Origin of the sequence: Angustibacter sp. Root456 (assembly GCF_001426435.1) — a bacterium.
GTDB lineage: Bacteria > Actinomycetota > Actinomycetes > Actinomycetales > Angustibacteraceae > Angustibacter.
Genome location: NZ_LMER01000020.1, coordinates 484,966 through 510,137, shown reverse-complemented (window position 1 = coordinate 510,137; position 25,172 = coordinate 484,966). Strand labels below are relative to the sequence as shown.

At 72.1% G+C, this 25,172-nt stretch carries 20 protein-coding genes and 1 pseudogene; 5 read left to right on the top strand and 16 right to left on the bottom strand.

What is annotated here, in order from left to right; all coding sequences use genetic code 11:
• Positions 1 to 9: 9 nt before the first annotated feature.
• Positions 10 to 1,602 (top strand): FAD-binding oxidoreductase, encoded by a 1,593-nt coding sequence (locus ASD06_RS17135; protein WP_200942278.1) that lies wholly within the window; start codon positions 10 to 12, stop codon positions 1,600 to 1,602.
• Positions 1,603 to 1,751: 149 nt separating this feature from the next.
• On the opposite strand, the gene ASD06_RS17130 is transcribed toward ASD06_RS17135, so the two are convergent.
• From ASD06_RS17130 to ASD06_RS17115, 4 genes are all read right to left on the bottom strand, one after another.
• Positions 1,752 to 3,515, bottom strand: a complete 1,764-nt coding sequence (locus ASD06_RS17130; protein WP_056680463.1) for a DUF429 domain-containing protein — start codon at positions 3,513 to 3,515, stop codon at positions 1,752 to 1,754.
• A gap of 133 nt (positions 3,516 to 3,648) precedes the next feature.
• Entirely contained in the window at positions 3,649 to 4,137 is a 489-nt protein-coding gene (locus ASD06_RS17125) for a DUF664 domain-containing protein (protein WP_056680461.1), read from the bottom strand.
• Complete coding sequence (locus ASD06_RS17120) at positions 4,137 to 4,685, bottom strand: GNAT family N-acetyltransferase (RefSeq protein WP_082538213.1); 549 nt, start codon at positions 4,683 to 4,685, stop codon at positions 4,137 to 4,139. Before ASD06_RS17120 ends, ASD06_RS17125 begins: the two co-directional genes overlap by 1 nt.
• Before the next feature lie 68 nt (positions 4,686 to 4,753).
• The gene (locus ASD06_RS17115) at positions 4,754 to 5,290 is read right to left on the bottom strand and encodes an ABATE domain-containing protein (protein ID WP_056680453.1); all 537 of its coding nucleotides are present in this window, start codon (positions 5,288 to 5,290) and stop codon (positions 4,754 to 4,756) included.
• Positions 5,291 to 5,328: 38 nt separating this feature from the next.
• Between ASD06_RS17115 and ASD06_RS18640 the strand changes: the two genes are divergently transcribed.
• Entirely contained in the window at positions 5,329 to 6,339 is a 1,011-nt protein-coding gene (locus ASD06_RS18640) for an EamA family transporter (protein ID WP_082538162.1), read from the top strand.
• A gap of 32 nt (positions 6,340 to 6,371) precedes the next feature.
• Here ASD06_RS18640 and ASD06_RS19730 read toward each other — a convergent pair.
• The 3 genes and pseudogenes from ASD06_RS19730 to ASD06_RS17100 all read right to left on the bottom strand — a co-directional run.
• A pseudogene (locus tag ASD06_RS19730) lies at positions 6,372 to 7,400 on the bottom strand (MFS transporter); the annotation flags it as partial.
• A gap of 56 nt (positions 7,401 to 7,456) precedes the next feature.
• The gene (gene helR / locus ASD06_RS17105) at positions 7,457 to 9,601 is read right to left on the bottom strand and encodes an RNA polymerase recycling motor ATPase HelR (RefSeq protein WP_056680450.1); all 2,145 of its coding nucleotides are present in this window, start codon (positions 9,599 to 9,601) and stop codon (positions 7,457 to 7,459) included.
• 110 nt (positions 9,602 to 9,711) lie between these two features.
• On the bottom strand, positions 9,712 to 10,110 hold the full coding sequence (locus ASD06_RS17100; protein ID WP_056680448.1) for a VOC family protein: 399 nt from the start codon (positions 10,108 to 10,110) through the stop codon (positions 9,712 to 9,714).
• 146 nt (positions 10,111 to 10,256) lie between these two features.
• Here ASD06_RS17100 and ASD06_RS17095 point away from each other — a divergent pair, with 146 nt between their 5' ends.
• Positions 10,257 to 10,481 (top strand): tautomerase family protein, encoded by a 225-nt coding sequence (locus tag ASD06_RS17095; RefSeq protein WP_056680446.1) that lies wholly within the window; start codon positions 10,257 to 10,259, stop codon positions 10,479 to 10,481.
• Between the two features lie 56 nt (positions 10,482 to 10,537).
• On the top strand, positions 10,538 to 12,190 hold the full coding sequence (locus ASD06_RS19725; RefSeq protein WP_056680444.1) for a helix-turn-helix transcriptional regulator: 1,653 nt from the start codon (positions 10,538 to 10,540) through the stop codon (positions 12,188 to 12,190).
• An 18-nt stretch (positions 12,191 to 12,208) separates the two neighbouring features.
• Here ASD06_RS19725 and ASD06_RS17085 read toward each other — a convergent pair whose 3' ends face one another.
• From ASD06_RS17085 to dnaB, 3 genes are read right to left on the bottom strand one after another with little or no spacing between them, the layout of a single operon-like run.
• Complete coding sequence (locus tag ASD06_RS17085) at positions 12,209 to 12,802, bottom strand: hypothetical protein (protein ID WP_056680441.1); 594 nt, start codon at positions 12,800 to 12,802, stop codon at positions 12,209 to 12,211.
• Positions 12,799 to 14,055: an MFS transporter gene (locus ASD06_RS17080; protein WP_082538161.1), complete on the bottom strand. Its 1,257-nt coding sequence runs from the start codon at positions 14,053 to 14,055 to the stop codon at positions 12,799 to 12,801. The genes ASD06_RS17085 and ASD06_RS17080 overlap by 4 nt, the downstream gene beginning before the upstream one ends.
• Positions 14,056 to 14,097: 42 nt before the next feature.
• Positions 14,098 to 17,688, bottom strand: a complete 3,591-nt coding sequence (gene dnaB / locus ASD06_RS17075; RefSeq protein ID WP_056680434.1) for a replicative DNA helicase — start codon at positions 17,686 to 17,688, stop codon at positions 14,098 to 14,100.
• Between the two features lie 348 nt (positions 17,689 to 18,036).
• On the opposite strand from dnaB, the gene ASD06_RS17070 reads away from it, so the two are divergent.
• Positions 18,037 to 19,320, top strand: a complete 1,284-nt coding sequence (locus tag ASD06_RS17070; protein WP_200942277.1) for an MATE family efflux transporter — start codon at positions 18,037 to 18,039, stop codon at positions 19,318 to 19,320.
• A gap of 159 nt (positions 19,321 to 19,479) precedes the next feature.
• Here the strand turns inward: ASD06_RS17070 and rplI are convergent, their stop codons facing one another.
• From rplI to ASD06_RS17040, 6 genes are all read right to left on the bottom strand, one after another.
• Positions 19,480 to 19,926, bottom strand: coding sequence for a 50S ribosomal protein L9 (gene rplI, locus ASD06_RS17065; protein ID WP_056680430.1), 447 nt, complete (start codon positions 19,924 to 19,926; stop codon positions 19,480 to 19,482).
• A 16-nt stretch (positions 19,927 to 19,942) separates the two neighbouring features.
• Positions 19,943 to 20,179, bottom strand: coding sequence for a 30S ribosomal protein S18 (rpsR, locus tag ASD06_RS17060; RefSeq protein ID WP_056680427.1), 237 nt, complete (start codon positions 20,177 to 20,179; stop codon positions 19,943 to 19,945).
• A gap of 110 nt (positions 20,180 to 20,289) precedes the next feature.
• The gene (locus ASD06_RS17055) at positions 20,290 to 20,880 is read right to left on the bottom strand and encodes a single-stranded DNA-binding protein (protein WP_056680423.1); all 591 of its coding nucleotides are present in this window, start codon (positions 20,878 to 20,880) and stop codon (positions 20,290 to 20,292) included.
• 56 nt (positions 20,881 to 20,936) lie between these two features.
• Positions 20,937 to 21,227 carry a 30S ribosomal protein S6 gene (gene rpsF / locus ASD06_RS17050; protein WP_056680422.1) on the bottom strand — a complete coding sequence of 97 codons (291 nt, stop codon included), beginning with the start codon at positions 21,225 to 21,227 and terminating at the stop codon, positions 20,937 to 20,939.
• Between the two features lie 213 nt (positions 21,228 to 21,440).
• Positions 21,441 to 22,874, bottom strand: coding sequence for a glycosyltransferase family 87 protein (locus tag ASD06_RS17045; RefSeq protein ID WP_056680419.1), 1,434 nt, complete (start codon positions 22,872 to 22,874; stop codon positions 21,441 to 21,443).
• A gap of 19 nt (positions 22,875 to 22,893) precedes the next feature.
• Complete coding sequence (locus ASD06_RS17040) at positions 22,894 to 25,089, bottom strand: transglycosylase domain-containing protein (protein WP_056680418.1); 2,196 nt, start codon at positions 25,087 to 25,089, stop codon at positions 22,894 to 22,896.
• Between the last annotated feature and the right edge of the window lie 83 nt (positions 25,090 to 25,172).

The window sequence follows — 25,172 nt, the reverse complement described above, 5'->3', positions numbered from 1 at the left end:
CTGTAACGCATGCCTGACCGCGAGCCCATGCCCTTCGCCCGGTGGGGAGCCATCGACCACGCCACGCCCCTGACCCCCCAGGCCCGCGCCCTGGTGCGGCAGGCGCTCGGCATCGAGCACCCACCCGCGGCGGCGACGACGCTGCGCGACGTCGGCCTCCCCCGACCCCAGCTCCCGAGCGGGTTCCTCAGCGACCTGCGCGAGCTGCTCGGCCCTGGCGGCGTGGCCACGGACGACGCGAGCCGCGCACTGCACGCGCGCGGCCGGTCGACGTCCGACCTGCTGCGCCTGCGCGCCGGCGACCTCGGCGACGCACCCGACGCCGTGCTGCGCCCCGGCACCGCCGAGCAGGTGCAGGCCGCGCTGGCCCGCTGTGGCGCCGCACGCGTCGCGGTGGTGCCGTTCGGCGGGGGCACGTCGGTGGTCGGCGGCCTGAGCGCACGGCGCGACGGCTTCGCCGGCCTGGTGGCGCTCGACCTGCGGGGGTTGCGCCGGCTGGTCGCGCTCGACACCGTCTCGCGCACGGCGGAGCTGGAGGCCGGGCTGCTCGGGCCCGAGGCGGAGGCGCTGCTCGCGGCGGAGGGCTTCACGCTCGGCCACTTCCCGCAGTCCTTCGAGCACGCCAGCATCGGCGGGTTCGCGGCCACGCGCTCGAGCGGTCAGGCGTCCGCGGGGTACGGACGCTTCGACGACCTGGTCGTGGCGCTGAGGGCGGCGACGCCGAGAGGACCGCTGGAGCTCGGCCGCGCACCCGCCAGCGCGGCGGGGCCCGACCTGCGCCAGCTGCTGCTGGGCTCGGAGGGCGCCTTCGGCGTCATCACCTCCGTCACCGTGCGCGTGCGCCCGGCCCCGCAGGCCAGCCGCTACGAGGGCTGGCGGTTCGCGACGTTCCCCGACGCGGTGACGGCCGCCCGAGCCCTGGCGCAGGACGGCCCGCTGCCGACGGTGCTGCGCGTCAGCGACGAGGCAGAGACCGCAATCGGGCTCGCGACCCCCGAGTCGGTCGGCGCCGAGTTCGGCTCCGGCGCCCTGCTCGTCGCCGGGTACGAGGGCACGGCCGCGGACGTCGAACGTCGAGCCGCCGATGTCGCCACGGTGCTCACCACGCTCGGCGGCACGTGCCTCGGCCCCGAGCCCGGGGAGGCGTGGCGACGCGGGCGCTACGCCGGCGGCTACCTGCGCGACGCGCTGCTCGACGAGGGCGCGCTCGTCGAGACGCTCGAGACCGCGGCGTTCTGGTCGCAGCTGCCGGTGCTGTACGACGCGGTGCGCGGCGCCCTCGCGGACGCACTCGGCCGGTCGATCGTGCTGTGCCACCTCTCGCACGTGTACGCCACCGGCGGCTCGCTCTACTTCACCGTGGCGGCCCCCCAGACTCACGACCCGTTGCGGCAGTGGGACTGCGCAAAGCGAGCCGCGTCCGAGGCGGTGCTGTCGTCTGGAGGCACGATCAGCCACCACCACGGCATCGGCCGCGACCACCGCGACGACCTGCCGCGCGAGATCGGTGACGTCGGCGTCGGCGTCCTGCGGGCGGTGAAGGACTACCTCGACCCCGACGGCGTCCTCAACCCCGGTGCGCTGGTCGGAGAGGGGACCTAAGCCCTCTCCCGCCGCGATACCCCCTGCCGTATCGTCGAAGCGTCCGGTACCTCCTCCGCAAGACCCGGCGCGGCTCCGTCAGCCTGCCGTGAGCGTCCCTCCGGACGCGGGGCCGTCGAGGCTCGTCGCACCTCGGCGGCCTCGTCAGGTCAGGCGCTGGGTTCGTTGCCCCGCAGACGATCCAGGCGCGCCCGCAGCAGCGGTACCCGATGCTGGTTGCCGTGCAGGCCGACGTAGCGGCTGCCGAAGACGGCCAGCAACGCGTCGTCGAGCCGCCGGACGGCGCCCGGCGGGTACCGGTAGGCCGTGCGGCCGTCGATGGCCGCGACGTCGATGGTGCCCAGCAGCCCGGCGAGCTCGTCGAGCGAGGTGATGCCCAGCTCGAGCAGCAGCCCCGAGATCCACTCGTAGTGATCGGTGCGCGACCAGCCGGCATCGGCGAACTGCGAGGCCAGGAACGCAGCGAGGTCGTTGGCCGCGATGCGCGGGTCGGTGTCGTCGGGCTCCTCGCGCTCGGTCGACCGTCCGTCGCGCAAGCGGTCGCGGATCGCGGAGAACTCGCTGTCGGCCAGCTCGAGCAGTCCGGCGGCGAGGGTGAAGCGGCGGTCGAGGTCGGGCGCGTGCTCCTCGGGCACGACGCCCTTGTAGCGGATGTCGTGCTCGAACTCGGCCCACGCGTGCTGCAGCACCGTGCGCACCTGCACCTGGGCGCTGCGGCCCCGGAGCAGGTCGGACGCCGCGGCAGCGCGCGCGTCGTCGAGCTCGACGAGCAGGTGCCGGCTGGCGTAGCCGAACCGACCCTCGCTCGCCGTCACCTCGCCCATGTCGCGGTCCTCGAGGACGCGCAGCTGGTCGCTGAGGACGTCGGCCACGGCGGTGACGTCGCTGCGCACGTACGTGATGACCCGCACGCCGATCTGGTCGGTGATCTGGTGCAACGGATCGGCGTAGAGCGGGCGGCCGTCGACGGTGCGCTCGGCCTTGGCGGCGAACGACGCGACGGTCTTCGCACGGCCGCTGACGGTGAGGTAGTTGATGCCCGCGTCGTCGAGCAGGCTCGTGACGAGCTCGACGTACTGCTCCGTGGCCTCGCGCAGGTCGGGTTGCAGGGCGGCGTACTCCTGCACGGCTTGGCGGATCGTCTGGTCGACCTCGGTGAGCTGGTCGGTGTCGGGCTCGTGGCCCGGCGGCAGGCTCGGCGTCACGATCGCGCCGGTGCGGGCGTCGCCGTACGTGGTGGTGAGATCGGGTCGACGCTCGGCGAAGAGCGCGACGTACGCGCAGACGACGGCATCGACCTGGTCCTCGGCGCGGCGCAGGTCGCTCTTGCGCTCGGCGGTCTCGACGCCGGCCACGAGGTCTCGCCACCCCCGGTGCTGGGTGAGCCGCAGGGCCGGCTCGGCGGCGGCCAGGCCCTCGAGCAGGCCGATCAGCCGCATGAGCTCCGAGCGCAGCTGGGTGAGCGGGCGGCCCGGCTTGTTCTTGTACTTCAAGGTCCGGCCGAGGCGGAACAGCGAGACGGTGGCGGCGTGCGGGTACACCTCCATCGCGCGCTGGGAGCCAGTGGCGGGCGGGGTGATGTCGAGCCCGAGGCGCTCGGCCAGGCGTGCGGCGCGGGGCTGCTGGGCAAACTCGGCCCGGGCGGTGTTGGTGGGGTGGGCACCGGCGTGGAACCTCGCGAAGTCACGGTTGAGCGCGGCCTCGGCGGGCCGGTTGCCGGTGGCGTTGGTGACGACGATGGGCGCGTCGAAGCCGACGAGGCACGGGCCCCCGACGTAGCCGGCGAGCGCGGCGACCACGCTGTCGTCGTCCGTCACCGCCGACAGGTGCACCAGCCGCCCGTCGGCGTCCAGCACCGCGACGCCGGTGGGTCGCTTGTCACCCCAAGCCAGGTCGACGCCGATGAAGTGCACGGGGCCACTCTGCCCCACCCGCTCCCCGTCCTTCGCGCAGATACCCGCCGATTTCCGGTCAGAAGTGCGCCCCGACGCCGTCTGCAGGCGGAGATCGGCGGGTATCTGCGGGTGTGTGCGCGTGTCAGGGCGCTCAGTCGAGCACCAGCCACTGGCGGCCATCGATGAGCTCGCGGACGGCGTCCAGATGGCCCGCGTGCGTGGCGGTCTCGGTGAGCACGTGCAGCATCACCTCGCCGAGGTCCGCGAGCCGGTAGTCACCGAAGAAGCCCGGCCACCACGCCGGCGGCGCGTCGAGATCCGTGGCGGCGATGATGGCGGCGGCGCGCTCGATCTCGTTGCGGTACAACGTGATGACGTCGGACGGCGCCAGGCCGGGCGGCACCGTCCAGCCACCATCGGAGTCGGGGTCGATCGCAGCGACGACCTCCGGCTCACCCGCCACGGTGCCGCGGAACCAGAAGCGCTCGACGTCCACGGCCAGGTGGTGCAGCAGCTGCGTCGGCGTCCAGCCGGAAGGCAGCACGGCGCGCTGCAGGTCGTCGTCGCTCAGGCCGTCGACGATGCCCAGCACGTGCCGGCGGGCGGATCCCAGGTGGGCGGCCAGCACGTCCTTGTCCATCAGGCTCCTGGGTCGGGCTGCCAGGCGAACTGGCGCATCGTCAGGCCGAACCACCGGTCGGTGAGGCCCTGGTCGACCATAGCCAGCCGACGGGTCACGGCCTGGGACGCCACGTTGTCGTCGTCGGTGACGGCGAGGACGCGACGGTGACCGGCGTCCGCCGCACGCTGCAGCAACGCGTGCGCAGCCTCGGTGACCAGGCCCCGGCCCTGGTGGTCGGGGTGCAGGTGCCAGCCGATCTCGACCTCCGACGTCGCGCCGTCGGCGTCGTCGAGCGGTAGCAGGATCAGCGTGCCGACCGGAGTCCCGTCGGCGCCGTCGTCGCGGGGCACCAGCGCCCACAGGCCGAACGGCGCCTCGAGCTCGTCAGCCAGCTGCACCCAGCGCTGCAGGCGCCGGCGGGCCTCGGCCTCGTTCTCCACCACGCGGCGCGGCTGCGGGCCGAGCCAGCGCATGACGTCCCAGCGGGAGTAGAGGTCGAGGTAGGCGGTGAGGTCGTCGTCGCACCAGTGGCGCAGCTCGGTGCGCGGTGTCGTCAGCAGCAGCACGGCCGCGACGGTAGTGCGCCGCAGCCGGTGGCGCACTGCACTTTTCGGCTCTCTCCACTCGCCGCCGGTCAGCGGGCGGCGCGGCGGGCGCGGTAGGCCGCGACGGCGTTGCGGTTGCCGCAGGTGGTGCTGCAGTACCGACGCGAGCGGTTGCGCGACAGGTCGAGCACGAGGCCCTCGCAGGCGCCGTCCGCGCAGGCGCTGAGTCGCGACATCTCGTCGGCGCGGATGACGTCCATCATCGCCACGGCCGTCTCGACGCGGACGCGCGTGACGAGCGACTCGTCCTGCGACACCGCGTGCACGTGCCAGTCGAAGGGGTCGTGCCGCATCAGCTGCGGCACGGCGCGGGCCTGGGCGAGCATCACGTTGACCTGCTCGGCCGCCGCGTCGCGGTCGCTGGTGAGCAGCCGGCGCAGCTCGTCGCGCAGACCGCGGACGTCGGCCAGCTCGCCGGCGTCGCGGTCGTGCCGCCCGGTGTACCCGTGGGCGTCGAACCAGGCGTCGAGCTCGGCCACCGTCGTCATCGTGTCGGGCGGCCCAGCACTGTTGACCAGCGCGACCGCCGCCTGCAACGACAGCTCGGTGTCATGAGTGAAAATCACGTTGACACCTTACCCAGGCCGCCCTAGCGTCATGACCCATGACGGCGATCGCTCATGACACGCACACCGCTCGGATGACCAGCGGTCTCGTGCTGGCCGTCGTCTCCGCCACCACCTTCGGCCTGTCGGGCTCCCTCGCCCGCGGGCTGCTCGACACCGGCTGGACGCCGGGTGCGCTGGTCGTGGTGCGGGTGGGTCTGGCCGCCGTCGTCGTCGCGCCGTTCGGTGTCGCCGCGCTCGATGGACGCTGGCTGCTGCTGCGACGCAGTGCCGGCGTGATGCTGCTCTACGGCCTGCTCGCCGTGGCGGGTGCGCAGTTCTGCTACTTCTCCGCGGTGCAGCGCATGCAGGTGGGCCCGGCCCTGCTCATCGAGTACACCGCGCCGGCCGCCGTCGTCGCGTGGCTGTGGCTGCGCCGTGGCGAGCGGCCAACCCCGCTCACCGTCGCCGGTGCCGGCCTCGCCGCAGTGGGCCTGGTGCTCGTCCTCGACCTGCTGTCGGGTGCACGGCTCAGCCCGGCCGGTGTCGCGTGGGCCCTGGCGGCCATGGTGGGCGCCGCCGTCTACTTCGTGGTGTCGGCCGACGAGGGCAATGGCCTGCCGCCACTCACCCTGGCCGCGGGCGGCCTGCTCGTCGGGGCGCTCGGTCTCGGCCTGCTCGGCGTGGTGGGGGTGCTCCCGCTGCGGGCGGCGACCGCCGACGTCGCGTACGCCGGTCACACCGTCGGGTGGTGGGTGCCCTTGCTCCTGCTCGGCCTGGTGACGGCGGCCGTGGCGTACGTGACCGGCATCGCGGCGACACGGCGGCTGGGCTCGCGACTCGCGTCGTTCGTGGCGCTGCTCGAGGTGCTGGCCGGCGTCGGCTTCGCCTGGGCGCTGCTCGACGAGCTGCCTCGCGCCGTTCAGCTGCTCGGCGGGCTGCTGGTGCTCGCGGGCGTCGTCGCGGTGCGGCTGGGCGAGCGCAGGCGCTGGGAGGTGACGGCCAGCACGACCCCGCAGCCGGCGACGACCCCGCACAGCGGCCACAGCAGCGACGGTGCCGTCGCGTAGACGAGCCCTCCCAGGGGCGCGGACAGCATCATGCCGCTCGTCGCGGCCCCCATGTACAGCCCCTGGTACTGCCCGACGAGGTGGTCGGGTGCCTCGTCGAGCACGTGCGCGGTGGCCGTCGTCTTGTAGAGGATCTCCCCCGCGGTGAGCACCACCATGGCGGTGACGGCCGAGGCGGCGAGGGGCAGGCCCGGCAGGTCGACGCCGAAGAGCACGAAGCCGACCGCCACGAGCGCGTAGCCGATGGCGACGATCGTGAGGGCCGCGTGCCGACGCAACACGACGGCGACCGGCACCTCGAGCAGCAGGATGAGCCCGGACCCCAGCGCGATCAGCAGCGTGTAGAGACCGAGTGGCTGCCCGTGATCGCGGAGGTACACCGGCAACGTGCTGTAGAGCTGGCGGTACACGAGGTCGACCAGCACGACGCCGACCAGCAGGACGACGAGCGGCGGGTTGGCGCGCACCGACCGCCACAGACCGTCGCGTGGCCGGCCTGGGGCGTGCGGTGCGTCCGGCGGCAGCAGCCGCGAGGTGATGACGCGCAGCACGATGGTGAGCACGCCGTCGACGACGAACAGCGCGTCGAGGCTCGACGCGGTGGCCACCAGAGCCGCGATCGGCGGCCCGATCACGAACCCCGCGTTGGACGCCGCGCGGCTCACGGCCACCGACGAGCGCCGGTCGCCCGTCGGCACAGCGAGCGCCGCCAGCGCGCCCTGGCTCAGTGACGCCGTCGCGCCGAGGTAGCCGATCACCGGCAGCGTGAGCGCGAGCGCCCAGGTCGGCGTCCACGGGATGAGCGTGGTGCCGGCGCCGACGACGCTCGCCGCGGCGAGCAGCACGCGCCGGTGGCCGAGGCGGTCACCGAAACGCCCGCCGGTGAAGTTGCCGAGCAGGCTGCCCACCCCGTGCACGCCGGCGATGACACCGGCGGTGCCGACGGGCAGGTGCCGGTCGCCGGTGAGGTAGAGCACCAGGAACAGGATGAGGAACGAGCTGGCGGAGCTGACGAAGCGGCCGCCGGCCAGCACCCACACCACCCGCGGCAGGTCGCGCATGCGGGTCGCATCGGCTGCGGCGGTGGGCACGGTCGGCAGCATGGCAGGGAGCACCGTCAGTCGTCGCTGGTGAGGACGACGAGCTGCTGGGTGGCCCGGGTCATCGCCACGTAGCGGTCGACGGCGCCCTCGATCCCGGTGCCGAACGCTTCGGGGTCGACCAGCACGACGAGGTCGAACTCCAGCCCCTTGGCCAGCGCCGGAGTGAGGGAGCGCACGCGCGGCCGGGACGCGAGCGGCGGGCCGCCGATCACGCACGCCGTGCCCTCCGCGTGCGCGTCGAGCCAGCGGTCGAGCAGCGACTCCAGGTGCGCCGTCCGACCGCGCTGCACCGGCAGCCCGCTGCGGCGCACGGACGTCGGCACGTTGGCGTCGGGGACCGCGGCCCGGATCACCGGCTCGGCCTGCGTCATGACCTCCTCGGGCGTGCGGTAGTTGATGCTCAGCGTGGCGAGGCGCACTGAGGCGACGCCGAGGCGAGCCAGGCGCTCCGCCCACGACTCGCTGAAGCCGTGCCGCGCCTGAGCGCGGTCGCCGACGATCGTGAGGCTGCGCGACGGGCAGCGGCTGAGCAGCATCTGCCACTCGGCGTCCGTGAGCTCCTGAGCCTCGTCGACCACGACGTGCGCGAAGGGGCCGGCGAGGGCGTCGGTCGCCTGGTGGGTGATCGGTGCGTCGTCGACGATGACGCTCTGCAGGTCGCTCACGCGCAGCATCGACATCACCTTCATCTCCGAGTCGTCGGTGGCCACGAGGTGGTCGACCACGGCGTCCATCTCCTGGCGCTGGGCGGCGACGGCGGCCCGCTCCCGGGTGCGACGACGGGTGGCGTCCGGGTCACCCACGCGGCGGCGGGCGGCGTCCAGGAACGGCAGGTCGGACGTCGTCCACGCCGTCGGGTCGTCACGCTGCAGAGTGCGGACGGCGGCGGGCTCGAGCCACGGGGCGCAGTGGCGCAGGTAAGCGGGGACGCTCCACAGGTCGCCGACGACGTCGAGCGGGTCGAGCGTCGGCCAGGCGGCGTTGAAGCGGGTGCGCAGTCCTTCGTGCCGGTGCAGCGAGCGCCGCAGCGCGTCCGGCGACAGATCGTCGCCGTCGTGCTGGTCGGCGAGCAGGTGGATCAGCGCCTCCCAGATCTGCTCGCGGGCCTCGTTGTGGGGGGTGTCGGGGTCGGGGGCGGCGAAGACCTCGGCCCAGTCGCGGGCACTCAGGCGCAGCTCGACACCGTCGACGTCGACCGTCAGTGGGTCGGTGGGCACCTCCTCGTAGAGCCGGACGGCCGGCTCGATGGCCGCCAGCAGCCGGGCGTCGGACTTGAGCTGGGCCACGTCGGTGTCGCGCTCGGCGACGGCGGTCGCTCCCTCGGGCACGAGGTCGCGCAGCGTGCAGGTGCGCACGCCCTCCTCACCCAGGCTGGGCAAGACGTCGGACACGTACGCCAGGTACGGCTCGTGCGGGCCGACGAAGAGCAGGCCGCCGCGGTGGTGGCCGAGGCGCGGGTCCTCGTAGAGCAGGTAGGCGGCGCGGTGCAGCGCGACCACGGTCTTGCCGGTGCCCGGGCCGCCGTCGACCACGAGTGGGCCGCGCGACGACGCACGGACGATCGCGTCCTGGTCGGCCTGGATGGTCGCGAGGACGTCGCGCATCCGGGGCGACCGGCTGGCGCCCAGGCTCGCGATGAACGCGGACTGGTCGTCGAGGGCGCCATGACCCTCGAGGCCTTCGGCCGTGAAGACCTCGTCCCAGTAGTCGGTGACGCGGCCGAGCGTCCAGCGGTAACGGCGGCGGCTCAGCAGGCCCATGGGCTGGGCATGCGTGGCGGCGAAGAACGGTTCTGCGGCAGGGGAACGCCAGTCGACGAGCAGGCGCCGACCATCGGCGTCCGCGAGACCGAGGCGTCCGACGTAGCGAGGCTCGGGGTCGCCGTCCGAGACGATGCGGCCCAGGCACACGTCGATGCCGTAGCGCTGCAGGGTGCGCAGGCGGGCGCTGAGGCGGTGCACCTCGAGGTCGCGGTCCATGGCCGACTGGCCGTGTCCACCGGCCTGCCGGCGCTGGGTGTCGAGGCGCCGGGTCAGCTCGCCGGTGGCGTGATCGAGGGCGGCGGTGATGGCGGCGAAGTGCTGCTCGTCGGCGGCGATGAGAGCTGGAACTGCCTTGTGCGCAAGGGTCTCGGGCAGGCTGAAGGCGGTGTCGGTCACGCGGGCGGCTCCGAGGGTGGGGCTGGCGGAGCGGCGATTCTGCCCCGCCACCGGGGCCTTGCCGCAAGACCCGGGTGCCGCTATACCTTGGAAGTGGAGGGGCTCCCTCGTCAGGCGAGGTTGAGCTGCCAGGAGACGCCGAACCGGTCATTGACCCATCCGAAGCGACGGCTGAACCCGTAGTCCCCCAACGGCATCAGCGTGCCGCCGCCGTCAGCGAGCGCCGTGAAGAGCCGCTCGAGCTCGTCGTCGGACTCGGCCTCGACCCACAGCGACACCGACGGCGTGAACCCGAAGCCGTGCTGCACCGGGCTGTCGCTGCACATGACCTCCTGGCCGGCGAGGGTGAAGCGGGCGACCATGACCGTGCCTTCGGGGCCGGGACCGTCGGCGCCGTACTTCGCGACGTCGAGCACCTCGCCGTCAGCGAAGAGCGACGTGTAGAACGTCATGGCTTCCTCGGCGTCGGCGTTCTGGAACATCAGGAAGGGCGCGGCTTTCGTGGCCATGCCGGCGATGCTAGCCCCGCTCTGGCCCGATCGGGCCAGGGTCCGCGCCGCCAGAATGGCTCGTCCGGGCGACGCGCCGATGACGCGGCGGGGCCGACGCTGGCCGTGGGCGTCGAGAGTCGGCGTCCACGACCCAGGAGGACACCATGCCGCTCATCCAGGTGAAGGTCATCGAGAACGTGTTCACCCCCGACCAGAAGCAGCAGATCATCCGACGGCTGACCGACACGATGGTCGAGATCGAGGGTGAGAACATGCGCCCGGTGACGTGGTGCGTGCTGGAGGAGGTCGCCAGTGGCGACTGGGCCATCGCCGGCAACCCGTTGACGTCAGCGGACGTGCGCGCGCTGGCGGCAGGGGTCAACGCGTAGGGCGAGCCGACGCGCACTCCTTGCGGCCACGGCCTTCGGGGCGGGACGCTCCGTCCATGCAGGACGACCGGTCGACGGGTGTGGCCGCAGCGGACCAGGCGCTGCGGGCGGGCCAGTGGGCCGGGGCGCGCGACGGCTACCTGGCCGCCTTGCGCGCGGGGCCGGACCCTGCGGCCTACGCGGGGCTGGCGCAGGCGTGGTGGTGGCTCGACGACGGAGCCGCCTGCCTCGAAGCCCGCGAGCAGGCGTACCGCGCGTTCCGCGACCGCGGCGACGTCCGCGGCGCGGGGCGCGCGGCTGCCGACCTCGGGTACGACTCGCTGCTGTTCGGGCAGGGGCCGGCGGTGGCCCGCGGGTGGCTGGCCCGCGCGCGTGAGCTGCTGGGACAGGTGAGCGAGGCCGAGGAGCACGGCTGGTGGGCCCTGCGTGAGGCTGAGGTGGCCCTGGCCGTCGAGCACGACGTGACGGGTGCCCGGGCCTGGGCCGAACGGGCTGTCGACGTCGGCACCCGGCTGCAGGTGGCCGATCTGCGGTTCGCGGGCACCGCACTGGCCGGCCTGGCGTCGACCAGCGCCGGCGAGGCCGCTCGGGGCCTGCGCGAGCTGGACGCGGCGGTCGCCGCGGCGACCGTGGGTGACGTGCAGGACCTGATGTGGACGGGGAAGATCTGCTGCTGGATGATCGTCGCCTGCCAGGAGACGCAGGACCTCGGCCGGGCTGAGGAGTGGTGCCGGCGAGTCGAGGCGCTCTGCGAGCGGCGACACCTGACGCCGCTGTTCAGCGTGTGCCGGATCCAGTACTCGTCGATCCTCGTGGCGCTCGGTACGTGGCCCGAGGCGGAGCGCACACTCGTCGCCGTGCTCGACCAGTTCGCGCAGTCGCGCCGTCAGACGCGCGTCGAGGCGATCGTGCAGCTCGGTGAGCTGCGGCGACGCCAGGGGCGCCTCGACGAGGCCGACCACCTGCTGAGCCAGGCAGAGTTCCATCCGGTGGCAGTGGCCGGTCGCGCCCTGATCCGCCTCGCCCGCGGGGACGCTCGCGGCGCCTGGTCGTCCGTGCGGACCGTGTTGCGCACGATCCCCGAGTCCAACCGCCTGGACCGAGCCCGGGTGCTGCTGCCCGCGGTGCTCACCGCGACGGCGGCCGGCGACCGGCTGGCCGCCGCGGCCTGCGCGAGTGAGCTGGCCGCCACGGCGCAGGACGTCGGCACCGACCCCCTGCTCGGGCTGGCCGCCGTTGCCGCTGCGACCGTCGGCGGCGGCGAGCCGGAGCCGCTCTGGCGCGAGGCCGTGCGACGGTTCCACGACTCGGGGTTGCGGTTCGACGAGGCGCAGAGCCGGCTGGGTCTCGCTGCTGCGCTGCTGGACTCGGGCGATCCGACGGCGGCGGCCGAGCAGGTGGCGACGTCGAGCCGGCTGCTGGCCGACGTCGGCGCGACCGGCCTGCTCGAGCGGGCCGGGCGGCTGGCGCGGGCGGCGGCAGCAGCAGGTCCAGAACCGGCTGCGACTCCTGACCGCGGACGGCTCACCCGCCGCGAGACGCAGGTCATGCAGCTGGTGGCGACGGGACGAAGCAACGCGCAGATCGCCGCGGAGCTCGTGCTGAGTGAGCACACGGTGCACCGGCACGTGGCCAACATCCTGACCAAGCTCGATCAGCCGACGCGGGCCGCCGCCACCGCCTACGCCGTCACCCACGGCCTCGTCTGAGTCCGGCCGTCGGGACGCTCAGCGGGCGGTCGCCGCGCGGCGCCCCAGCAGGGTCACGAGCAGGTTGGCGTAGCCGCGGGCGTCGTCGATCGCCTCGTGGGTGTGCGGGACGTCGCCAAACCACTCCGTCGGCAGCTGGTGCACCGAGAAGGTGGCCGGGTCGCCGCCGGTGGCGCCGCAGGCGAGGCTCATGAGGCACACACCGGGCCCGTGAAAGAGGCGGTCGGTCTCGTAGGGGCCCTGGCACACGGCGTACTGCGTGAAACGCCGGAGGTAGTAGTCGATCCAGCCACCGTCGAAGGCGAGAGGCGACGCCACGAAGTGCCGGTCGGCACCGAGGCTGAGCACCCACTGCGCGTAGTCGTCGAGCACCACGGGCACGGGACGCGGGTCGCGCGTGGCCGCCGCCCACGCCTGCGGCTGGGTCTGGAACCACGCGTGGGTGTCGGGGTTCGGCTGGGCTCCCGGCAGCGGTTCGAGGACGGCCTGGAACTCACCGCGGACGTCGCCCGCCGCCGTCACCGCGACCGAGGCGAAGGAGCGCATCGAGCTCGGGCCCGGCCAGGGCCCGTCGACCTCGATGTCGGTGACGACGTAGATCGGCTCGGTCATCCGGGCACCCTGTCCTGCGCTTGATGCGCAGTCACCTGGCTCAGCAACGGGATCGCCCTGATCGCAGCGCTCAACGTGATGTTCAGACCGGCGAGCACCAACGGCACGCACAGCACCAGGACGGCGGCCCGCAGCCCGGAGTTCTGGAGCAGCAGACCGCCCGCGATGGGTGCGAGAGGACTCGTCGCCGTGGCGAGGAACCCGATCGCGCTCTGGGCACGCCCCTGCATGTCGTCGGGCGTCACCAGCACCTGGTAGCCGAAGAGCCCGGCGTTGAAGGACGGCACGAAGAAGATCGCCCCGGCGAGCAGCACCACCAGTGCGGCCGGTGCCGTCGTCAGGGCGGTGAGTGCGAAACACACCGTGATCACCCACACCGCCAGCACGGCGATGCGTCCCGTGGTCAGCCGGGCGATCAACGGTGCAGCGGCCAGAGCTCCCAGGAGGCCACCGACGCCGATACCGGTCTCGAGCAGGCCGATGACCGGGGCGCGGGTGCCGATGCGCTGGAGGTGGACGATGAGCACCAGCATGATCGCGTTGGCACAGAAGTTGAGCACCGTGGCCGAGAAGGCGATGGCCCGGATCGCAGGCTGAGCCAGCACCCAGCGCACGCCCTCGCGGATCGAGGCCAGCACGGGTGGCTTGGCGGAGCCGCTTGGGGCTGCGAGGGAGGCGCGCAGCGTCAGCGTCGCGACAGTGAGGACGACGTAGGAGACGGCGTCGGCGAGCACCGGCACGACGCGCGAAACGGAATAGAGGGCGCCCGCTAGGGGCGCGCCCACCAGGGACGCGAAGTGCTCGCGGCCCTCGTTCGCCGACATGGCGGCGCCCATGTCGTGCGGCGCGACGATCGCCCGCAGGGCCGCGTTCTGCGCCGGGAGGAAGAAGGCGCGCGAGAGGCCGGACCCGAGCCCCACGACCACCAGGTGCGCGAGGGTCAGGTGGTCGAGGGCCAGAGCCGCCGCGACGGAGCCGTAGAGGACGGCGCCCCCGGCCGCGCAGCAGACCAGGATCGTCTTGCGGTTCCACCGGTCGACCAGAGCCCCCGCCGGCAACGAGGTCAGGGCCGCACCGAGCGCGTAGGCACTTCCTACCAACCCGGCCTGGGCGGGTGAGCCCGTGACGTCGACCGCGAGCAGGGTGAACACGAAGGCGCTCATGGCCGAGCCGAGCGAGCTCACCGTCTGGCTGCTGAGCAGCACCACGTAGTCGCGGTTGTGCATGAGCCGACCAGTGCTCCCCCAGGGCATGGCGGGACCTTGGCAGGGCGAGCCGGATCTGTCCAGGTTGGGCTAGCTCTGAGCCATGTCGACGAAGCGCGAGTAGTGACCCTGGAAGGCGACCGTGATCGTGTCGGTGGGGCCGTTACGGTGCTTCGCGACGATGAAGTCCGCCTCGCCCGCGCGCGGCGACTCCTTCTCGTAGGCGTCCTCGCGGTGGAGCAGGATCACCATGTCGGCATCCTGCTCGATGGAGTTGTGCACCGCGACGCCGTTCGCGATGAAGTTGTGGTTGCCGACGACCGTGGCGTCGAAGACCTGCTCCTCGCCGTCCGGCTCGATCGACACGACCTCGTCCCAGAGCAGGTCATTGACTGCATGGACGTCGAGATCCGCCCGATCCATCACGGCCGTGATGCCCGACAGCAGAGACTGACCCGAACGCGGACCGGCGCGCAGCATCGACTCGATGTGGGACCACATGACGGGATCGGCCAGCCGCTGTGGTGTCGTCGCGGTGTCATCGCGCGCCCGCTCCAGCACGTCGCGGGCGTCGACGTCGAACGACTCCTCGAGACCGATCTCCTGAAGGAAGCGCCGTCGGTCGTCGGCGTCGCGCAGCTCCAATCCAACAACAGGTCCAGCACCGGTCGACTTCACGCTGATCCCGAAGCGGAGCAGGAGGCGAGTGATCGCCTCGCCGAGGGAGGCTTCACCTGCCCAGACGACGGTGCCGGCGTCGGGTCCTTGGGGTGCTCGCAATGCTCCACCCGCGGACCAGAGTCGGCACAGAGCGATGCCGATCTGACGCTTCGGCAGGTGGAACATCCACGAGGGGACATCGTGCGAGGTGCCTAGTTCAGGTCCGCTGATCGCCGCCAGCACCTCCTCGTCACTTCGTACCGCCTCCAGCTCGGGCGCGGGGACGTGCCGCGGGACGCCCAGCCGCGAACCGACCTCCAGCTGGTCGAGCCGTCGCCAACCGTCATAGGTGAGGAACGGGTGGTTGGCGGTCGCCCGCACCTGCTTGCCGGAGGCGAGGGTGAGCTTGAAGACCGGCTTCACACCCGTCGAGAATACGTGCGTGAGATGACGTCGGACGTACCGCAGTGAGTCGTCGAGCGACCACACCGGGACGTCGGTGGCGCCCGAGGCGAACAGCTCGCCCATCGTCGTCTCGGCGCCGGTGTCGGCGCGCAGGATGCGGGTGTCGGCGGTGAGGCAGCCCGATTCGCGAAGGTCGCTCATCTGCGGCTTCTTGTCGGTGCGCTGCTCCGGGCCACGGTTGAGCTGGCTGATCGCGATCACCGGCACCTCGAGCTCCTTGGCCAGCAGCTTGAGGGCTCGGGAGAATTCCGAGACCTCCTGCTGACGGGACTCGACGCGCTTGCCGCTGCTCATCAGCTGCAGGTAGTCGATGATCACGAGCTTGAGGTCGTGCCGCTGCTTCAGCCGCCGGCACTTCGCGCGGATCTCCATCAGCGACATGTTGGGGCTGTCGTCGATGAACAGCGGCGCGTCGCTCAGCTCGCCCATGGTGCGCGCCATCTTGGTCCAGTCGGAGTCCTCCAACCGCCCCTGGCGCAGCTTCTGCAGCGGGATCTTGGCCTCGGCGCTGAGCATGCGCATGGTGATCTCGGTGCGGCTCATCTCGAGCGAGAAGATGACCGACGTCAGCCCGTTGTGGATCGACGCCGACCGGGCGATGTCGAGACCCATCGTGGAGTTGTGCGTCGGGATCATCGACCGGCCTGCGAGGAACAGGTGGTCGGGCGAGTCGACCTGCAGGCAACGCACCGGCACCGACGCCACCGGACGCACCTCGGTGATGAAGCGCGACCGTCGACGGGTGAACCGACGAGCGCCGCGCTCCTTGTGGAGCAGGCGCTTGCGCTCGAGCCAGAAGACCGTGTCGTCCGTGCTGAACGACACTGTGTACGCGGTGGACGAGGCGTCGGTGCGTCCGCGAACTGGCCTCGTGGCGAAACCACACCGGTGCCCCAGGCTCAGGACGAGCTCGCGGACGCCCTCGGCCAGCCGCTGGTTCGTGCTCGTGAACTGCACGACGCCCGTCGGCATGACGGTGCCGTCGGTGTCGAGGAGACCGGCGAGCAGGTCTCGTCGCTGCTGGACGCTCCCGCGCAGGTAGTCGGCGGGGATGTGCTTGTTGTTCAGGACTCCGATCGTGCGCAGGCGACCCGCTACCGTGCCGTACTTCCAATGGCACTCCTGGCACCGCACGAGTCCGCAGGTCTCCACACCGCAGTCGGGGCACGTGGGCGTCGCGACCGGCGCGCTCACCGTCTTGGCGCGCCCTCCGCACGAGCGACCACAGGTGCGCACCTGGCTGGTCCGCGGCTGGAAGAGCGCGCCGCACACGACGCACGCACGCTCCACGACCGCCTCTGTCGGCAGCTTCAGCGAGTAGCGCAGGTGCGCACCCGTAGGTTGCACGACGAGGCCGTCGGCCTCCAAGCGCATGACGATCTCGGGGTCGGCGCTCGTCAGGGACGCAGCCGCGCTCGTGCCGTCGCCGAGCCAGGCGCCGAGCGTGTACGGCTGGACGAGAAAGTCCCGCTCGGGGAGCTCGAGCGGCTCGGTCGTCGGGACAGCGTGGTTGAGCCGACCGTCAGCGGTCTCGCAGCGCAGCGTCTGCGCGATCTCCTCGGTGGTGCGCACCGACCCGAGGGTCAGCTCGGAGTCGCCCCGCCGGCGCACACGGACAGCAGCCGGCCCGCGACGGGAAGCCCGCGTCGTCGTGACCCACTGGTGCTCGGCATCCGCGACGATCACCGAGCCGTCCGAGAAGTGCACTTCGTAGCAGGGGCGGTCGACCATCACGTCGGTCGCGGCGACCACCCGGGTGGGGGCACCGTCGGCCCCCAGGAGCTCGTCACCCACCTGGACGTCGCCCATCGTCGTCCAACCCGTCGGCGTCGGCATCGGCGTGTCGAGCGCGAGCGCCTTGCCGATGGCCGGTCTGGCGGCGAGAACCACCATCTGACCCGGGTGCAGGCCGTTGGTGAGCCGGTCGAGGTCGGCGAACCCGGTGGGGACGCCGATCATGCCCTCGCCGCGGTGACCGGCCGCCTCGATCTCGTCGACCGTCGGCTCGATGATCTGGCCGATCGGCAGGTAGTCCTCGCTCGTGCGGCGTTCGGTGACGGCGTACACCTCGGCCTGGGCGGCGTTGACGATGTCGTCGACGTCGCCGCCGGTGGTGGCGTAGCCCAGCTGCACGATCTTGGTGCCGGCCTCGACGAGCCGGCGCAGCACCGCCCGCTCGCGGACGATGCGCGCGTAGTAGCCCGCGTTCGCGGCCGTGGGCACCGACGAGATGAGCGTGTGCAGGTACGGCGCACCGCCCACCCGGCCGAGGTCGCCCCGCTTGGTGAGCTCGTCGGAGACGGTGACGGCGTCGGCCGGTTCGCCCCGGCCGTAGAGGTCGAGGATCGCGTCGTAGACGAGCTCGTGGGCGGGTCGGTAGAAGTCGTTGCCGCGGACGACCTCGACGACGTCGGCGATGGCGTCCTTGCTCAGCATCATGCCGCCGAGCACGGACTGCTCGGCCGCCACATCCTGCGGCGGGGTGCGGTCGAACGACTCCCCCGGGCCGTCCGGTGGGCCGTACTGCGCCGGCCTGTCCACGTCGGTGATCGACACCGCTTCGCACCCCTCCCTCTCGACTGCACGAACCCCCAACGCGACCCGGGGAACAGTGCACCAAAGGGCACCGACAGCGGCGGTCGTGACGTGCGACCCCACGCTAGGGAGGTCCGGCGGGTGGACTCAAGCGGGCCTGTGCACAGCCCTGGTGAGAAGGTGTGGACGACCCTGTTGACCACTGCCCACAGCCTGTGGAGTCCACTGTGGACGACGACGGCTCCCGGCCCGGTCTCGTGCTCGCGACCGGCCACGATGCCGTGCACACGCTGTGGACAGAAGAAAGTTCTCGAGGATCTCGCTATCGACCAGCCACCCGTCCGTCATCCGGACGCCACCTCGCGCGAGGTGCTGCGGCTCGCCGTCCCGGCGTTCCTGGCGCTGGTGGCCGAGCCGGCGTTCCTGCTGGCGGACTCGGCCATCGTCGGGCGCCTCGGCACGGTGCCGCTGGCCGGTCTGGGCGTGGCCTCAGCCGCCCTGTCCACCGCGGCAGGCATCTTCATCTTCCTCGCCTACGGCACCACGGCGTCGGTGTCGCGTCGGGCTGGTGCGGGCGACGCGCGGGCGGCGTTCGGCCTGGGCGTGGACGGCGTGTGGCTGGCCCTGGTGCTCGGCGTCGCGAGCGGCGCGCTGCTGCTCGCCGCGGCACCCTGGGTGGCGGGCGCCTTCGACGCCTCGGGGGCAGCCACCGCGCAGGCCGTGACCTACCTACGGGTGAGCGCGTTCGGCGTGCCCGGCATGCTCACGGTGCTCGCCGCGACCGGGGTGCTGCGCGGCTTGCAGGACACCCGCACGCCCCTCGCGGTCGCCGTCGCGGGCTTCTCGCTCAACATCGTGCTGAACGTCGTCTTCGTCTTCGGGCTCGGCCTGGGCATCGCGGGGTCGGCGCTCGGCACCGTGGTGGCGCAGACCCTCATGGGCACCGCCCTGGTCGCGGTGGTCGTCCGGGGCGGACGCCGGCACGGAGCCTCGCTGCGGGCCCACCCGCTGCGGGTGCTGGCGGCGGCGCGCGACGGCGTCCCGCTCCTCGTGCGCACGCTCGCACTGCGGGCGGTGCTGCTGCTCACGACCTGGGCGGCGGCGTCCGGCGGTGACGTCACGCTCGCGTCGTACCAGGTGTCGGCGACGGTCTGGACCTTCCTCGTCTTCGCTCTGGACGCCCTGGCGATCGCGGCGCAGGCGCTCACCGGGCACGCCCTCGGGGCGGGCGACGTGGCACGGGCCCGGGCGCTGACGGCGCTGATGCTGCGTTGGGGCGTCGTGGGCGGTGCGGTCTTCGGTGCCGTGGTGGTGCTGCTGCACCGGGTGCTGCCACCGCTGTTCACGGCCGACGCCGGCGTGCGGGCCTCGCTGGCCGGTGCGCTCATCGTGGTCGGCCTGCAACAGCCGCTCTCGGGCTACGTGTTCGTGCTCGACGGCGTACTCATCGGGGCTGGCGACGGGCGGTGGCTGGCGCGCGCGGCGCTGGCCCAGCTCGTGGTTTACGTGCCGGTGGTGCTGGCGGTGCGCGCAGGGGCGGGATCGGCGTCCGCGCTGTGGTGGGGGTTCGGCGTCTTCATGCTCGTGCGCGGCGCGCTGCTCGGCTGGCGAGCGCGCGGGCCGCAGTGGGCCGTCGTCGGCGCCTCCCGCTGAGCCGCGCCGGTCGCGCAGATACCCGCCTACTTCCGGTGGAATCCGCCCTTCAGAGGGCCCCACAACCGGAAGACGTCGGGTATCTGCGGGAAAGGGCGGGCATGCGGAAGGGCCCGCACCCGAGAACGGGTGCGGGCCCCAACGCTGAGGCGGACGGCGTCAGCCGGCGACGACCTCGAGAGCCACCTTCGCGGAGACCTCGGGGTGCAGACGCACGCTCACGTCGTGACGGCCCACGGCCTTGATCGGCTGGCCGAGCTCGATCTTGCGGCGGTCGAGCTCGGGGCCACCGGCCTGCTGGACGGCGTTCGCGACGTCCGCGGTGGTGATGGCACCGAACAGGCGGCCGGCAGCACCCGCGTGGGCGGTGAGGGTGACCGTCTTGCTCTCGAGCTGGCTCTTGATCTGCTGAGCCTGCTCGATCGAGGCGATCTCACGCGACGCGCGGGCCTTGCGGGTCGCGTCGACCTGCTTCTGGCCGCCCTTGGTCCACGGGGTGCCGAGGGAGCGGCGGATGAGGAAGTTCCGGGCGTAGCCGTCCTTGACGTCGACGACGTCACCGGGCGCACCGAGACCGGTGACCTCCTGGGTGAGGATGAGCTTCATCTTCTGGTCCCCTTCCTCAGCGAGTCGCGCTGGAGTAGGGCAGCAGCGCCATCTCGCGGGCGTTCTTGATCGCGCTGGCGATCTGCCGCTGCTGCTGGACGGAGACACCGGTGACGCGGCGAGCGCGGATCTTGCCGCGGTCGGAGATGAACTTGCGCAGGAGCGCGGTGTCCTTGTAGTCGATGTACTCGACCTTCGCCGCCTTCAGCGGGTTGGCCTTCTTCTTCGGCTTGCGCACAACGGGCTTTGCCATCGTGGAGCTCCCCTTTCGTGGAGCCCGGACCGCGTGCGAGGTCGGTCCGGGATGGTCGGAGTTGATCTGTCAGTGCCCGGCGAGGCCGGGCGGGTACTGCGAGGTGCCGATCAGAACGGCGGGTCGTCGTTGTAGCCGCCGCCGGACTGCTGGCCACCGAAGCCGCCGCCCGAGCCACCGGACGGGCCGGTCGCCCACGGGTCGTCGACCTGCTGGCCGCCGCCCTGGCCACCCTGGTTGCCCTGGTTGCCCCAGCCGCCGCCACCTTGGCCGCCGCCGCTGAAACCACCGCCACCCTGGCCACCGCCGCCGCCACCGAAGCCGCCGCCACCGCCGCGCTGGGCCTTGGTGACCTTGGCCGTGGCGCGCCGCAGCGTCGGGCCGATCTCGTCGACCTGCATCTCGGTGACCGTGCGCTTCTCGCCCTCCTTGGTCTCGTAGGAGCGCGAGACCAGGCGGCCCTGGGCGATCACGGCGGTGCCGCGGGTCAGCGACTCGGCGACGTTCTCGGCCGCCTCACGCCACACCGAGCAACGCATGAACAGCGTCTCGCCGTCCTTCCACTCGTTCGACTGGCGGTCGAACGAGCGCGGGGTCGAGGCGATCGTGAAGTTCGCGACGGCAGCACCCGACGGGGTGAACCGCAGCTCGGGGTCGCCGGTGAGATTGCCGACGATCGTGATGATCGTGTCGCCTGCCATGGCCTGCCCTTCGTTTCGGTGGGGTGGACGACGTCCGGTCGGTGCGACCGAACGGGTCAGCGCACCTCGGGACGGATGAGCTTGGTGCGCATCACGGACTCGTTGAGGCCGAGCTGGCGGTCAAGCTCCTGGGCCACGGCCGGCTCGGCGTGCATGTCGACGACCGCGTAGATGCCCTCGGACTTCTTGTTGATGTCGTACGCGAGACGACGGCGTCCCCAGACGTCGACCTTCTCGACGCTGCCGCCACCCTGACGGATGACGTTGAGGAACTTGTCGAGGCTCGGAGCGACGGTGCGCTCCTCGAGATCGGGGTCGAGGATCACCATGAGCTCGTAGTGACGCATGCGTTAACCCACCTCCTCTGGACTCAGGCGGCCACGGTCTCTCCGTGACAGGAGGGCTGATACGTCGTTCGCCGCGGCACCCGAGGCACCGGATCCACCGGCACCAGGCCCGCGACGACGGGATCAAGACTACCGGGTGCGGGCAGGCGAGGACGAATCTCTGTCCACAGGCGCCGTTACCGGGCGCGGGCCGGCCGCCGTGGGGGCCCGGGGTCAGGCGAAGCGCAGGACGACGGCGTCAGGGGCGCCGTCCAGCGGGCCGCCGAGCGGGTCGTCGTCACCGGCCCGCCGCACGGCATCGCGCTCGGGACGCCGGACGTCGCGCACGACCGACACCACCAGCCAGAGCAGCCCGGCCGCGCGCACGAGCAGCAGCAGCGAGTACCACGCGCCAGGCAGGCCGCGGTCGGTGTTGGTCTGGCCGCCGATGTAGAGCCAGACACCGACGAAGTACGTCGCCTCGCACGCGAACCACACCAGCTGGTCGCGCCACCGGGGCCGGGCGAGCGCGGCCAGGGGCAGCAGCCACAGCGACGCCTGCACGGGCCACGACTTGCCCGTGAGCACGACGATCGCGAGCACCACGAACGCCACCTGCGCCACGCGCGGACGCCGGTCAGCCGCCAACGCGAGCACGAGGCCGACCACCAGCGCCACCGCCAGCCCGACGAGCGCGAGGGTCGTGACGGCTCCGCTGGACAGGCTGACCGGGTCCCAGCCCAGCCGGTCGACCCAGTGCGGGCGAGGGTCGGACGGCACCACCTGCGGCAGCAGCCACAGGGAGCCGTAGCCCGCGCTGCTGTGCGCCCACGCGCTGTAGACGGCCTTGACCCCCGCCGGGTTGACGGCGAACCAGGGCAGCAGCACCGCCACCACCGTGAAACCGGCGGCGACCGTCGTGGCGAGCCACTCGCGCCAGCGGCCGGCGCGCAGCGCGAGCACGGCGAGCACCACCAGCAGCACCGCCGGGTAGGTGCGCGCGGTGACCGCGAGACCGATCAGGACACCCGCGAGCAGCGGTCGAGAGCGCGCCCAGGCCAGCAGGCCGCACGCGGCGAGCGTCACGCCGAGCAGGTCCAGGGACACCAGGGCCGACAACGCCAGCAGGGGTGAGAGGGCGACGATCGAGGCGTCCCAGGGCCGGCGCCGGCCGGCGCTGGCTGCGGTCACCGCGACGAGCACGGCCAGCAGCACGGCGATGAGCGCGGTCGACAGGTCGAAGTACCACCGGTCGCGCTTGAGTGGTGGCCCGTCCGGCGTCGCCTGGCCCACCGCCCACATGGTCAGGCCGGTGAGTACGGGCTGGGCCAGGTAGTCGCCGTCGCGGGCGTCGACGTACGGCACGGCGCCGCTGGCCAGGCCGCTCGTCTCGTAGACCAGCGGAAGGTCGCTGTAGCACGCGTGGAAGAACTGGTCTGGCGTCGACCAGCCCTGGGCGCGGCAGTGCTGCTTCTCGACCACGCCGAGAGCGAGCACCACCATCGACAGCACGACGAGCACGCGGGCCGCAGTCCACCAGCCGTGCCGGCCGCCCCGCACGCGCCGCCCCGCGGGGCCGCCCACCACGGCGGAGAAGCGCTCGACGACTGGGTCGTCGCGCGACGGCGCCACCACGGGCTCGTCGACGACGCCGGTTGCGGGGGTCACGCGCCGATCATGGCGCACGTCAGCCGGGCGGCGCCGCAGCGGCGGTCGTCTTGGTCTTGGTGGCCGGTTCCGCCGCCTTCGTCTGCGTCGCGGTCGTTGTGCTCGAGCTCGTCTTCGTGGTCGGGAGCGTCGTCGGCACGGTGATCGTCGTCGTCGGCGTCGTCGACGTCGTCGTGGTGGTGGACGTCGGCGGCGTCGTCGGCGTGCTGGTCGTCGGCGTGCTCGTGGTCGGCGTGCTGGTCGTCGGCGTGCTCGTCGTGGTCGTGGTGGTCGGCGTGTAGGTCGGCACGTTGCTCTTGCCGCCGTAGACGGGGTCGGGGAACTGCAGGACCTTCTGGCCGTCGAGCGCGTCCTTCATGAACGCGGTCCAGATCTTCAGCGGGAACGACGCGCCGGTGACGGCGTTGTTACCACCTAGGCCGTTCAGCGAGAGCTGCACGACCTGGCCCTTGTCGTTCTTGCCGTTGCGGTACAGGCCCACGGCGGTCGCGAGCTGCGGCGTGTAGCCGGCGAACCAGGCCGCGTTGTTCTTCTGCGCGGTACCGGTCTTGCCGGCGAGCGGGCGGTCGATCTGCGAGCCGGCGTAGGAGCCGGTGCCGTTCTTGATCACCGCCTGCAGGGCGTAGGTGAGGTCGGCCATGGAGTCCTCGCTGAAGACGCGTTCGGTCTTCGGCTTGGCCTTGTACAGGCTCTTGCCGTCGGCGCCCGAGACGCTGCGAACCGTGTAGGCGTCGGCGTGCATCCCCTGGGCCGCGAAGGTGGCGTAGGCCTCGGCGACGTCGATCACGTGAGGCGAGGCCGTGCCGAGCACGTTCCCGAGCTGCGGGGGCTTCAAGCCCAGCGTGTTCGCCGGGTACCCGGCCTTGATGGCGGCCTGCATGGTCTTCTCGGGGCCGACGTCCTGGTTGAGCGCGACGTAGACGGTGTTGACCGAGTGGGCGGTGGCCGTGATCAGGTCGATGTTGCCGAACTGCTCACCGCGGCCCGGCCCGTAGTTCGAGACCTCGTAGGTGCCGAACTTCTTGGGTGAGCTGCCGTCGTACCGGGACTTCAGCGAGATGCCGTCCTCGAGCGCGGCCGCGAGCGCGAACGGCTTGAACGTCGAGCCGGCCTGCATGACCGACTGCGTCGCGTCGTTGTACGGGTCTTTCACGGCGTCCTTGCCGCCGTACATCGCTACGACTGCGCCGTCACCGGGCTTGATGGAGACGAGGCCGGCCCCGACGCCCTTGGCGCCCTCGGTGGGCAGCTCGTCGTTCATCGCCTTGACGGCGTCGGCCTGGGTGGTGCGGTCGAACGTGCTGACGATCTTCAGGCCACCGCGGTCGATGTCGGCGTCGGTGAGGCCGGCCTTGGCGATGACCTCCTGCCGCACGACCTTGAGCAGGTAGCCGTTGGTGCCACCGAAGCGGTTGCTCGTGCGCTGCTTGGCGATCTTGGGGAACTTCGCCTTGTCGCGCTGGTCCTGGGTGATCCAGCCTTCCTTGAGCATGCCGTCGAGCACGTAGTCCATGCGCGCCTGCGCGTTGGCCTTCTCGGTGACCGGGTCGTAGAGGCCGGGCGAGCGGATGATGGCCGCGAGCAGCGCGCTCTGGCTGAGGTTCAGCTTCTTGGCCGGCACCCCGAAGTAGGCCTGGCTGGCCGTCTCGACACCGTAGGAGCTGCGACCGAAGTAGATCGTGTTGAGGTAGTTCTCCAGGATCTGGTCCTTGGACTCCTTCTGCTCGATCTTCAAGGAGATGATGAACTCCTTGGCCTTGCGGGTGATCGTGCGGTCCTGGGTGAGGAAGTAGTTCTTCACGTACTGCTGCGTGATGGTCGAGCCACCCTGCTTCGAGCCGCCCTTGAGGGCCACCCAGGCCGCGCGCGCGATGCCCTTCGGCGAGACGCCGTGGTTCTGGTAGAACGTGCGGTCCTCGGCCGCCAGCACGGCCTTCTGCATGCTGTCGGGGACGTCCGAGAGCGGCACCGAACGCCGGTTGACCTCGCCGAAGCGGCCGATCTCGGTCTTGCCGTCCGACCAGTACACGACCGAGGCGTTGGCCGTCACCAGCTGGTTCGGTGACGGCACCGAGACCTGGCTGTAGAGGATCGCGAAGGCGATGACGCCGAGGGAGAAACAGGCCAGGACGGCGCCACCGACCAGGCGCCAGGAGGGGACGAACCGCTTCCAGCCGCTCTTGCCGGCACGGGGGTAGTCGACGATGCGGCGCACGGGGCGGGGTTCTCCAAGCTGATCGGGACGGGGATCGCGTGGTTCAGGCTCGCCCTGTGGGCGCGATGCCCAGTATGCGGTGA